The 12,812-nt window shown below is 29.7% G+C and carries 8 protein-coding genes; 7 read left to right on the plus strand and 1 reads right to left on the minus strand.

The window, feature by feature from the left end; genetic code table 11:
- Positions 1-218 precede the first annotated feature (218 nt).
- The 4 genes from ACTG46_RS03800 (at position 219) to ACTG46_RS03815 (ending at position 6,991) form a co-directional block, all read left to right on the plus strand.
- On the plus strand, positions 219-764 hold the full coding sequence (locus ACTG46_RS03800; protein ID WP_054275921.1) for a helix-turn-helix domain-containing protein: 546 nt from the start codon (positions 219-221) through the stop codon (positions 762-764).
- 172 nt (positions 765-936) lie between these two features.
- On the plus strand, positions 937-1,854 hold the full coding sequence (locus ACTG46_RS03805) for a DHH family phosphoesterase (protein WP_054269212.1): 918 nt from the start codon (positions 937-939) through the stop codon (positions 1,852-1,854).
- Between the two features lie 1,009 nt (positions 1,855-2,863).
- Positions 2,864-4,786: a bifunctional metallophosphatase/5'-nucleotidase gene (locus ACTG46_RS03810; RefSeq protein WP_054269213.1), complete on the plus strand. Its 1,923-nt coding sequence runs from the start codon at positions 2,864-2,866 to the stop codon at positions 4,784-4,786.
- A gap of 306 nt (positions 4,787-5,092) precedes the next feature.
- Positions 5,093-6,991, plus strand: coding sequence for a metallophosphoesterase (locus tag ACTG46_RS03815; RefSeq protein WP_479923644.1), 1,899 nt, complete (start codon positions 5,093-5,095; stop codon positions 6,989-6,991).
- A 75-nt stretch (positions 6,992-7,066) separates the two neighbouring features.
- Here the strand turns inward: ACTG46_RS03815 and ACTG46_RS03820 are convergent, their stop codons facing one another.
- On the minus strand, positions 7,067-7,945 hold the full coding sequence (locus tag ACTG46_RS03820; RefSeq protein WP_479923645.1) for a LysR family transcriptional regulator: 879 nt from the start codon (positions 7,943-7,945) through the stop codon (positions 7,067-7,069).
- A 267-nt stretch (positions 7,946-8,212) separates the two neighbouring features.
- Here ACTG46_RS03820 and ACTG46_RS03825 point away from each other — a divergent pair, with 267 nt between their 5' ends.
- The 3 genes from ACTG46_RS03825 (at position 8,213) to ACTG46_RS03835 (ending at position 12,771) form a co-directional block, all read left to right on the plus strand.
- Positions 8,213-9,949 carry an ABC transporter ATP-binding protein gene (locus tag ACTG46_RS03825; protein WP_054269216.1) on the plus strand — a complete coding sequence of 579 codons (1,737 nt, stop codon included), beginning with the start codon at positions 8,213-8,215 and terminating at the stop codon, positions 9,947-9,949.
- On the plus strand, positions 9,949-11,808 hold the full coding sequence (locus ACTG46_RS03830; protein WP_479923646.1) for an ABC transporter ATP-binding protein: 1,860 nt from the start codon (positions 9,949-9,951) through the stop codon (positions 11,806-11,808). Before ACTG46_RS03825 ends, ACTG46_RS03830 begins: the two co-directional genes overlap by 1 nt.
- Before the next feature lie 516 nt (positions 11,809-12,324).
- The gene (locus ACTG46_RS03835) at positions 12,325-12,771 is read left to right on the plus strand and encodes a hypothetical protein (protein WP_479923647.1); all 447 of its coding nucleotides are present in this window, start codon (positions 12,325-12,327) and stop codon (positions 12,769-12,771) included.
- Positions 12,772-12,812 lie beyond the last annotated feature (41 nt).

Consider the following 12,812-nt stretch of genomic DNA (forward strand, 5'->3'; position numbering starts at 1 on the left):
TTAAATCATGAAACGTAAAGTCTTTGAGTTATGTGAATAATTCAAGGGCTTTTTTTATTTTTTAAAAAGAAACTGTCTATGAAAGTGGTGTTACTGTTCTTAATTTACTATAAAATATGATATCTTAAACTAGTGTATAAAATTTCCAGTCAATATTGAATTAACATTATCAACATGATAATATTATCTTATTAATAATATTATAGGAGGTATATAATATGAATGATAAGTTGATGGATTGCTTTGTAAATCCAACTAAATGTAAGTTGGTACTTGAGATTTTTTCAAATAATAGAACTACAGCAAAACAATTAGGAGAAAAATTTCAAGATATATCAAAAGCTACACTTTATCGCTATCTTAATAAAATGCTAGAAGATGACATTATAAAGGTAGTTGAAGAGCATAAAATAAGAGGAACTGTTGAAAAAGTATATGCTATGAAGTTAGACATAGCTGATGATGTAAAGACTATTATAAATGAAAATTCTGGAGAAGAGTATGCACAACTATTTACTCAATATATGATGGTATTTTTAAAAGAGTTTTATGAGTATGGCAAAAGAGAGGAAAAGGATATTCTAAAAGATGGTTCAGGATTTTCTGTCTGTCCAGTATATGCTAGTGTTGATGAGATAACTGAAGCAAGTAAAAAGATTGCTAGTATACTAGAACCTCTTAGAAATAATTCAAATGGAGAGGGAAGAAAAATGCACTCTATAGGGTTAATAATTACACCACCTAAAGAAGATGAAGAGCAATAAAATACTAAAAAAATAACAGTTTAATCTTTATACCAAGCTGTTATTTTTTTAGTATTTTTATTTCACTGTATGTAATAAAATGTATATCAAGGTGACATATAAAGTGATATGATATATCTAAGGAAAAGATTGTTGTATATATGACATATTTAAAGTAAAGGGGATGAAAATTATGAGGTTAATTACACGTTCTGATTTTGATGGATTGGTATGTGGTGCACTATTAAAAGAAGCAGGTATTATTGATAATTGGAAATTTGCTCATCCTAAAGACTTACAGGATGGCCTGGTTGAGGTAACAGAAGATGATTGTCTTGCAAATGTACCATTTGTTGAGGGGTGTGGTCTTTGGTTTGACCATCATTCTAGTGAGTTTGAGAGAAATGAACTTCTAGGAAAGTACAAAGGCGAAAGTCGTATTGCTCCTTCTTGTGCAAGAATTATTTATGAGTATTATGGTGGAAGTGAAAGATTTCCTCATTTTAATGAAATGTTAGAGGCAGTAGATAAAGTTGATTCAGGAAATCTTACAATAGAAGAAGTACAAAATCCAACTGGATGGATTTTGATTGGTTACCTTATGGACCCAAGAACTGGTCTTGGTCGTTGGAGAAACTTTACTATATCTAACTATCAATTAATGGAGAAGTTAATTGATGCATGTAGAACTTTAAGTACAAAAGAAATTTTAGATTTACCAGATGTAAAAGAACGTATAGACGTTTATTTTGAACAAACAAGTAAATTTAAAGAGATGGTTGCCAAATATACACGTGTAGAAGGCGATGTTATCATTTCTGATTTACGTGGAGTTGAGACAATCTACACAGGGAATCGTTTTATGATTTACAGTATGTATCCAGAACAAAATATATCTGCTTGGATTGTAAATGGTAAAGGTGGAAAAGGATGCTCTGTAGCCGTTGGATATAGTATTTTAAATAGAACTTCTAGTGTGGATGTTGGTAGTCTAATGCTTAAGTATGGTGGTGGGGGACATAAAGCTGTTGGAACTTGCCAGTTTAGTGATGAGCAAATAGATGAACTACTTCCAAAGTTACTTGATGAACTTGTAAATCCTAAAAAATAATGAATGAATTTGTAAGTTATAAAGATTAGTATAAATAAAATCGAACTTCTTTGTACCCTTTCACACAAGGATGTGGAGTGGTACAATGCAGTTCTTTACTTTAATAGGGAACATGTTACTTTCAAATAGGCATGTTTTTTGACTTTTTGATTTGTCTATTATATTATTCTTATGATTTATTTTACTATCTAATTTTGTAGCTTGTATTCTTGTTCATTGCTATTATTTGTCAATTTTATAAATTTAAATCCTATATAAAAATTTGAAATAATTAAAGTTAAAGAACATATAATATTTAATAGCTCTTTAAATAAAAAATTATATCTTAAGTTTAATTATATACACTAAATACCTTCCATAAATAAAATCCATATAAAACACTGTATAAAAAATGTCAATGATTCTCTTTTTAATATGGAGGATTCTTTATAAAACTTATATCCATTCATCGTAAGATTAGAAATATAAATAGATTTTATAGGAAATAAAAGATTATTCTTCAAAATATCAATAGTTTCTATAATTTATACTATAATTATATTATTTTAGAAAAATTATGTAAAAAGTCGAAATTTACATATACCTCAATTAAACTTGCAAAAAAGTATGTAAATTTGTACAAGTAGATGCTTAAAACTTGAAAATATGCACTTTGCCATATATTCTAGAAACACATATAATTGATTTAGTTAAGAGAGAAAGTGGCAAATATGAAAAATAATTTATAAACAGTATTAAGGTACATAGAAAGTTATAAAAATAGGTCTTTATCAATTGCTTTGAGCATAATTCTTGTCATATTACTTTGTAGGTATTGCTACTATCTTAAGAAGCGTTTAGTAATTAGATTTAGATAGAATAAAGTAATCTCGGAAGTTATCATGTAAACTTAAAGATAAGAATTTGTTGCTTAAGTGAATATTGCTTATAATCATATAAGCTACTATAACTAAAATAAATTATTATGTTAAATTTTGTTGTAATCTTAAAATTTAAGAGGGAGGTTTTTATGAAAATAAAATCTGTCATAATATCATCAATGATGTTTTTAATGGTATTACTTGTATCATGTCAAAGTACTAAAAATATGGAAAAAGCCACATCAGACATAGAAGTTAAAATATTAGGGACAACTGACTTACATTCAATGGTAACAGATTCTCTAGTTTCATATGTAAAAGAAGAAAGAGCAAAGAACAAGAATCTACTTATGGTGGATGCAGGAGATTTCTTTGATATGAAAAGTGACGAAATGAAAGAGTGGTTTACTGGACAAAAACTGGTTAGAATTAAAGATGGTATGCCAGAGTACAAAAAAATAGCTGAGCCACGTGAAGGTGAAGTTCCTTTAGCTAAAGAAATGGCAAAGCTGAAATATGATGCAGTTACATTTGGAAATCATGAATTTATTTCTAATGATAAGCAAAGTCTTGACAAACTGGTTTCTGATTTTGAAAATAATAACATACCATTAGTGTCAGCAAATATATATAAACAATCTGGAGAAAACTATGTAAAGCCATACATAATGAAAAGTGTAAAGACTAACAAGGGAGACGTAAAAGTTGGAATACTAGGTCTAACTATAAATGAGGTAGGTGAAGGCTCAGAATCTAAAAATTTTGAAGAAGATAAAAAAGCTAGAGAACTTGGGGAACAAGAGGATTATAAAGGAAAATTATATGCAAATGATTTAGTAGAAGATGCTAAAAAATGGGTAAAAGTGATGGAAAAAGAGAAGCCTGATATAATAATTGCCACTGTACATTCAGGTGAAGAACCTAAAAATCCTAAAAACCCAGGAAATAGAGTAAAAGAATTGGCAACTACTGTAGATGGCATAGATGCTATCGTAGCAGGGCATACTCATGAAAAAATAGAACAACATACTTATAAAAATAACTCTGGTGAGGAAGTCATTGTCACACAACCTGGTCCACATGCAGATAGTGTGTCAGAGATTAATTTTAAGTTAGATAAGAAGAATGGTAAGTGGGAGATAAAGGATAAGTCTAGCAAATTAAACTTAATTGATAAAGATGTAAATATAATTGCTACAGCAGATTTACATTCACACTTCTCTGATAAATTAACAACTAGTCTTCTTAAGGAGCGAAATAATCTGATTGAACCTGTTGTAGTAGATGCAGGTGACTTTTTAGACCCTCAAACAGATGAAATGACTAAGTGGTATAAAGAGTGGAAAAATATAAGAGATAACAATACTGGAAAACCGATTGGTAAGTGTCCAATGGTTAAATCTATGAGTCAGGGTAGGTATGATGCAGTAGTATTTGGAAATCATGAGTTTGTATCCGAAAAAGATGAGTTTTGGTCAGATAAACGTCTTGTAGATGCTGTTATAAAGGATTTTGAGCAGGTGAATATTCCTGTAGTATCAGCAAATATATATGAGCAATCTGGTGAAAATTATGTAAAGCCATACATTATAAAAGATTTAAAGACAAAAGAAGGAAACTTAAAAGTAGGAGTATTAGGGCTTACTATAAAAGAAGTAGGGAAAGGTCTTAAAAATGTAAATTTACAAGAGCAATTTCAATACAAAGATAAATTGTACGCAAATGATTTAGTGGAAGAAGCAAAGAAATGGGTAAAAGTGATGGAAAAAGAGAAACCAGATATAATAGTTGCAGTAGTGCACTCAGGGGAAGAACCTAAAAACCCAAAACATCCTGGGAATAGAGTAAAGGAACTAGCAACTACAGTAGATGGAATTGATGCGATTGTAGCTAGTCATACTCATGAAAAAATAGATGAACATGACTATAAAAATAAAGCTGGAGATAAAGTTATAGTGACGCAACCAGGTGAACATGGTAAATACTATTCTAAAATTACTTTTAAAGTAAATAAAGAAAAAGGTTCATGGGTTATTAATGATAAGTCTAGTAAAACAGTAGCAGTTGAATAATTTTATAAAACTTATAGATACAGTAAAGTAGCTAATATTAGTGGTATGGATAAGATGAGTAGATAAGAGTATTTAAATGTGGTAAATATATGTGAGTATACTAGTAGAAATCTTAATTGATAATCTGAGTTTACTAGAGTAGGTTTTGTTTTACGAATAAAAAATATTGAGAACTATATGTAGATTTGATTAAAAAGGAATTTACATATAGTTCTTTTAGTATAATAAATAGTACAAACTTATATAGTAAAGATAAAGCATGGTATTAAATTTTATTATCATCCAAAATCTAAGGGGGAGGCTTTTATGAAAATAAAATTTATTATAGTGGCATCAATAATATTTTTAATAGTATTACTCACAGGATGTCAAAGTACTAAAGATACAGAAATTAATGTACTTGCTACAAGTGATTTACATTCAATTATTCCAGATAATTTGGTATCTTATGTGGAGGAAGAAAGAAAATATGATGAGAATCTACTCATGGTAGATGCAGGCGATTTTTTTGATATGCAAAGTGGTGAAATGAATAAGTGGTTTACTGGACAAAAACTGGTAAGATTTAAAGATGGAATACCAGAGTATAAAAAAATAGCTGAACCACGTGAAGGAGAGGTTCCTTTAGCTAAAGAAATGGCAAAACTAAAATATGATGCAGTTACATTTGGAAATCATGAATTTGTTTCTAATGATAAACAAAGCCTTGATAAACTGGTTTCTGATTTTGAAAATAATAACATACCATTAGTGTCGGCAAATGTATATAAACAATCTGGAGAAAACTATGTAAAACCATATGTAATGAAAAGTGTACAGACTGATAAGGGAGATGTAAAGGTTGGAATACTGGGTCTGACTATAAAGGAAGTAGGTGAGCGTTCAAGATTTAAAAATTTTGAGGAAGATAAAAAAGCTAGAGAACTTGGAGAACAGGAACAATATAAAGGAGAGCTCTATGCAAATGATTTAGTAGAAGATGCTAAAAAGTGGGTAAAAGTTATGGAAAAGGAGAAACCAGATGTAATAATTGCGATAGTGCATTCAGGTGAAGAACCTAAAAATCCTAAAAACCCAGGAAATAAAATAAAGGAATTAGCAACTACTTTAGATGGTATAGATGCTATTGTAGCAGGGCATACACATGAAAAAATAGAACAGCATACATATAAAAATAAGTCGGGTGAAGAAGTAATAGTAACACAACCTGGAGCTCATGGTAATAGTATATCAAAAATTAATTTTAAGTTGGATAAGAAGAATGATAAGTGGTATATAAAAGATAAGTACAGTGAGTTAAAAATATTTGGAAAGGAAGTAAATATAATCACAACATCTGGTCTACATCAAAATTTTTCAGATGAAATGACAGTCAGTCTGTTTAATGAAAGAGATAGGGATGTCCAACCTATATTTATTGATACTGGGGATTTTCTGGATACCAATGCAAAGGAAATGACTAAGTGGTCTAAAGAGTGGCAGTACAATTCAAAGAAAGGTATCCATAAAAAAATAAATGAATGGCCAATTGTATACCTTGGTTATGATGCTGTAGTACTTGGTAGCCATGAGCTTACATCGGATAAAAAGAATTTTAAAGAAAAAAAATCTATCTTAGATTCTATTATAGAAAATTTTGAGGAAATGAAGATACCAGTTTTGTCAGCTAATATATACAATGAGTCTGGAGACAATTATGTAAAACCATATATAATGCATAAAGTGGAAACTAGGGAGGGGAGTATAAAGGTTGGAGTATTGGGTCTTACCGTAGACAAAGATAAAAAAGATTCTAGTGATTTAAATTCAGAAAAAGATTCAAAAACTTTAAATACTCCTGAAAAAATAGAAGAATTGTATACCAACAATTTAGTAAAAGATGCAGAAGAATGGATAAGAGTTATGCAAAAGGAAAATCCAGATGTAATCGTTGCAGTTGTTCATTCAGATAATAATATGGCACTGAAAAATCCAAGTAGCGAAATAAAAAAACTTGCAATGTCAGTAGACGGAATAGATGCTATTGTGGTAGGTCATACGAAAAATAAGATAGAAGAACATAGTTATAAGAATGAGTTTGGAGATAAGGTCATAGTAACACAATCTGGAGAAGATTGTTATTCAAAAATAAGCCTTGAATTAAGAAAAGAAAATGGTAAATGGAATGTAATCAATAAATATAGTAAGTCAATAAAAATGAAGTAGGTAATAATGAAGTAAGGTAATAATATATATTGAAATAAAAGAGAAGAACCTTTATATAAGGCTCTTCTTTTTTATTTACAAGCAATTAAAATTGTCTATAAAGAATCGAATATATTTTTCTTTTACGTTTTTTTGATATGCAATACCGTATTCGATGATAGCTCGTTCAATGATTGGTCGAATAACAAAGCCATCATTTTCTATTGGAATACAATGTTCAGGCAATATTGCTATACCATACCCACAATTTGCAAGAAGGATACTTGCTTGGTCATTTTCACATACAATATTAAAGTGGCTTTGAGAATGTAATGCTATCTTTTCCTGCAATATATTTCCATGTTGAAATGGTATAAATTTAGGATTTAATATAATCAAGCAATTTGTCTTTAAATCATCAAAAGTTAGACTATCTTTCTCAGCGAGTGTGGATTGTGATGACATAATAGCATAATTTTTAGCATCCTTTAATTTTTTAAAAGAACACTCTTTCATATCTCTAATCATTTCTCTTGTTGAGAGCATAATGTCTAAATGTTTATTATTGAATAAATTTTTAAGCTTAAAATAATCCTCCATAAAGATTAAAGGGTATACCTGTGGGAAGACGATTCGTAAGTCTGACAATACATTTTTTAATTTATTGAGTTCAGCATGACTAGAACATCCAATACGCAAAAAAGAAGTGTTCTGAGAAGTAGCTTTTGATATCCTTTTCTGTGATACTTCTATTTTGTTGAGTATATCTTTGGCATCACTATAAAACATAGTTCCAATTTCTGTCAGTCTAACCATTTTTGAATTTCGTATAAATAATTTTGCTCCTAATTCTTCTTCTAGATTTTTGATATGGTGAGTAACTGTAGGAGTAGATAAAAAAAGTTCTTCTGCAGCTTTTGTAAAATTTAACTTGTCAGCAACACATACGAAACATTCTAATTGTTGAGTATTCATAGAGCACCTTCCTTCCATATCAAAAGTATAATTGTAAGATAATATAATTTCAATATAACATTAGATTTTATCTAATGTTATTGCGTTTTTTGAAATTCTCATTCAAAAGATATAATGATAAAATTCTAAATATTAGGCATCTAAGTATATCCATTTCTATACGAAATAAAGAAAAGTTAAGTAAGAAAATTATAGATAATTGAAGTTGTCTGATAAAACCTAGAATAAGTCAACATCTTAAAATTTATTTAGAAAAGGAGATAGAGTATGATTAAAAAATTAGCTCGTTCTATTAAAGAGTATAAAACTGCTTCCATACTAACATCAGTGTTTGTTATATTGGAAGTTTTGATGGAAATTTTGATTCCTCTAATTATGGCACAAATGATTGATGTAGGAATCAGTGGAAACAATACACAGACGCTAGTACGACTTGGCACTATTTTGATTGTTTGTGTACTTTTAGGATTATGTTTTGGAATCCTGTCTGGAAGTTTTTGTGCTACTGCATCTGCTGGGTTTGCACAAAATTTAAGAAAGGATATGTATTACAAAATACAAGGCTATTCTTTTGCTAATATTGATAAGTTCTCAAGTTCAAGTATTGTAACAAGATTAACCACAGATGTTACAAATGTTCAAAATGCTTATATGATGATTATTCGTGTGGCTGTGCGTGCTCCACTTATGCTTGTATTTTCATTGGTTGCAGCATTTATGGTTAATACAAGTTTATCATTTATATTTTTGATTGCAGTTCCAATTCTTGGAGTGGGTTTATATCTCATTGTAAACCGTTCCCATCCTTATTTTGAAAGAGTGTTCAATATTTATGATGATTTAAATGGTGTTGTGCAAGAGAATCTCACAGGTATACGAGTAGTTAAATCTTTTGTAAGAGAGAAATTTGAAATCAAGAAGTTTAAGAGTATCTCAGAAAAAATATACAAGACGTTTGGAAAAGCTGAAGAAATTGTTGCATATAATATGCCATTAATGCAGTTTTCCATATATTGCTGTACACTACTGCTTTGTTGGTTTGGTTCAAAGATGATAGTCTCAAGCAATGCAACCACAATGACTACAGGGGAACTTTCAAGTTTAATTGCATATGCCATGAACATTCTTAATTGTCTTATGATGTTATCTATGGTTATGGTTATGATTAATATGGCAAGAGCTTCTTCTGAACGAATTATAGAAATAGTAGATGAAGAAAGTTCCTTAAAAAACGGCGATAATCCTGTATATCATATGGAAAATGGAGATATAAGTTTTGATAATGTGTCGTTCAGTTATGTAGATGATAAAGAAAAAGAATGTCTAAAAAATATTTCATTTCATATAGAGACTGGTTCAACATTGGGGATTATAGGTGGAACTGGAAGTGGAAAAAGCTCGTTGGTTCAGTTAATACCACGACTTTATGATGTTACAGAGGGAAAAATTACAATAGGAGGTGTAAATGTAAAAGATTATGATTTATTTACACTTCGTAATGAAGTAGCAATGGTTCTCCAAAAAAATGAGTTATTTTCTGGAACAATTAAAGAAAATCTACTTTGGGGAAATAAACATGCTAGTGAAGAAGAAATAATACATGCTTGTAAATTGGCACAGGCAAGTCCTTTTATTGATACATTTCCAGATAAATACGACACTTATATTGAACAGGGAGGTACAAATGTCTCTGGTGGTCAAAAGCAAAGACTGTGTATTGCAAGAGCCTTGCTAAAAAAACCAAAGATTTTAATACTGGATGATTCTACTAGTGCAGTAGATACAAAAACTGATTCGATGATTAGAAAGTCATTCAGTGAGGAGATACCAGATACTACAAAAATTATAATTGCACAACGTATTTCTTCAGTGGAAGATGCTGATTATATTATCGTTATGGAAGGCGGTAAAATCAATGGATATGGTACACATGAGGAATTGCTGAAAACAAATGTAATTTATAGAGAAATCTATGATTCACAAACGAAGGGAGATGATAAGTAATGGAAATAAAAGTATTCAGTGTATGGAAACGACTTCTATCTTACATTGTAGGACGACATAAAGTTTTGTTTGGTACAGTTGTTGTATGTATTCTTTTCAGCTCTTGTACAGTTGTTATAAGTTCTTTGTTTTTGCAAACATTGATTGATGACTATATAACTCCACTTTTACTTGAAGAGAATCCATCATTTAGTGGATTATTATATACAATTGTTTTAATGGCATGTATTTATGTCTTCGGAGTTGTTGCAACATTTCTCTATAATAGAATTATGGTAAAAATTTCTCAAGGAACGTTGAAAGAGATTAGAGATGATATGTTTGTACATATGCAAAAACTTCCTATTCGTTATTTTGATACTCATACACATGGAGATGTTATGAGCCATTATACCAATGATACAGACACATTGCGTCAGTTTATTTCACAGGCATTACCACAATTTATTTCGGCTATTATTACAGTAGTTGTTATATTGATTTCTATGTTTATAAGTAATGTACCTCTGACAATTCTAGTTTTAATAGTAACAGTCATTATGAGTATAGCTACTAAAAAAATTGGTGGTGCAAGTGCAAAATACTTTATAAAGCAACAAGAAACTTTAGGAAACATTACAGGTTATATTGAAGAAATGATAAATGGTCAAAAAGTAATTAAAGTATTCTGCCATGAAGAAGATGCAAAACAGCAATTTGATAAAAAGAATAAAGATTTATGTTTAGATTCTACACAAGCAAATAAATATGGTAACATACTTATGCCAACTGTTATGCAACTTGGTAATTTGCAATATGTGTTAATTGCTCTTTTGGGAGGTCTTATGGCACTGCATAATGTAGGCTCTATTACAGTTGGAATGATTGTGGCTTTCTTAAACTTGTCAAAGACATTTTGTATGCCTGTATCACAGATTGCGCAACAGATTAGTATGATGGCTATGGCATTGGCAGGTGCAGAACGTATATTTGAATTAATTGATGAAGAACCTGAACAAGATAATGGATATGTTACACTAGTACATGCTAGATTTAATAATAGTGAAGCAATAGAAACAACTGACAATACAGGGGTGTGGGCATGGAAACATCCTCATCATGATGGTACAATAACATACACTCCTTTAAAAGGAAATATTCAGTTCTCTGATGTAGATTTTGGATATACAGAAAAGAAATTAGTGCTACAAAACATAGTATTGGAAGCAACAGCAGGAGAAAAAATAGCATTTGTCGGTGCAACTGGAGCTGGAAAAACTACCATCACAAATTTGATTAACCGTTTTTATGATTTGGCAGATGGAAAAATTCGATATGATGGTATTAACATCAATAAAATTAAAAAGACAGATTTACGCCATTCATTGGGGGTTGTATTACAAGATGTCAACCTGTTTACAGGTACAATTATGGATAATATAAGATATGGTAAAATGGATGCTACAGATAAAGAGTGCATTGAGGCATCTAAATTATCAAATGCACATGATTTTATTACTAGGCTACCAAACGGATATCAGACTATATTGACACAAAATGGTGCTAGTCTTTCACAAGGTCAACGACAATTAATCTCGATTGCCCGCGCAGCAGTTGCAAATCCACCAGTAATGATTCTTGATGAAGCTACATCTTCTATTGATACACGTACAGAAGTGTTGGTACAGCAAGGTATGGATAATCTTATGAAGGGTAGAACTGTTTTTGTAATAGCACATAGGTTGTCTACTGTTAGAAACTCAGATTCAATTATAGTTCTTGAGCAGGGACGTATAATAGAAAGAGGTACTCATGATGATTTAATCAATCAAAAAGGCGTTTATTATAGTCTTTATACAGGGGCATTTGAGTTGGAATAGATTGTAGGTTGTAAATTTTTTTTAAGATATAGGCAAAGCAAGGTACTTTAAGTCATAACATAAGTACTTTGCTTTTTTATCTTTTTTGTTTTGTTGGAGTTATTTGTTCATTTTTAGCTTTTGTTACATTGTTTTTATATGGAGTAGAAGAGTAGAATTGGAATTTAATCTGCAAATCTATGCTACCTTAGTATTACATATTGCATATATTGTATGATTTGCAAGTCTTTACTACTATTTATTTCTAAATAATTTATCTCAATTACAAATTTAATCAAGAATATGTGATGATATTTTGCGTGTTGTAACACATTTTATAATGGATGTTGTGCTAAATGGAGAACGATGAAAGTGTTATACATAAATATAGTACGATGCATATTTATAAAAATATCAAAACATTTTAAGGCATTTAATGATAAAATAGTTATAGAAAATGATAAATTTAAATTGTATGAGTCTAAATTTGTTTATATTAAAAATATAGAAGCAAATAAATAGAGTGGAGGAGATAAATTGTCTTATATATATGAACCTAAAAACGAGATTGAAAGAAAATTAGTAGAAGAATATGATAAACTAAATAAGAAAAAATATGAGAAGATGTATTGCAATATGGAAGATTATCAAATAGCTAAAGAAATATTAAATGAAGATTTATTTATAAGAGTTTGTATTAAAGATAGAAGATTAAAATATAAAGTAATGTGTATCAGTTTGGCTATTGTTGGTATATTCATATGTTTATTTCTGAGCTTTAGTATTTATAATGCTTCTAACATATCCTCGAAATATTTATTTTCTTTTGGAATACTATTGCTCGCTATTTTATTAAATTCAAAATTAAGAGAAATCGGATTTAAATATAAACAACATAATTTAATTGATTTTAGTGCACTAAAGGTACTGGATGACATGAAAAAGAATACTAAATGTGTAGAAATAGAAAATGATGTATTTTAATAATTGAAACGTTTAAATTAAGAAGATTAAAACAATGAGTT

This window comes from Clostridioides sp. LIBA-7678, assembly GCF_056716065.1.

Bases quoted from the DNA above. Each gene is read 5' to 3' on its own strand.
- ACTG46_RS03820 (WP_479923645.1), bottom strand. From the start codon at position 7,945: ATGAATACTCAACAATTAGAATGTTTCGTATGTGTTGCTGACAAGTTA.
- ACTG46_RS03805 (WP_054269212.1), top strand. From the start codon at position 937: ATGAGGTTAATTACACGTTCTGATTTTGATGGATTGGTATGTGGTGCA.
- ACTG46_RS03830 (WP_479923646.1), top strand. From the start codon at position 9,949: ATGGAAATAAAAGTATTCAGTGTATGGAAACGACTTCTATCTTACATT.
- ACTG46_RS03800 (WP_054275921.1), top strand. From the start codon at position 219: ATGAATGATAAGTTGATGGATTGCTTTGTAAATCCAACTAAATGTAAG.
- ACTG46_RS03825 (WP_054269216.1), top strand. From the start codon at position 8,213: ATGATTAAAAAATTAGCTCGTTCTATTAAAGAGTATAAAACTGCTTCC.
- ACTG46_RS03815 (WP_479923644.1), top strand. From the start codon at position 5,093: ATGAAAATAAAATTTATTATAGTGGCATCAATAATATTTTTAATAGTA.
- ACTG46_RS03810 (WP_054269213.1), top strand. From the start codon at position 2,864: ATGAAAATAAAATCTGTCATAATATCATCAATGATGTTTTTAATGGTA.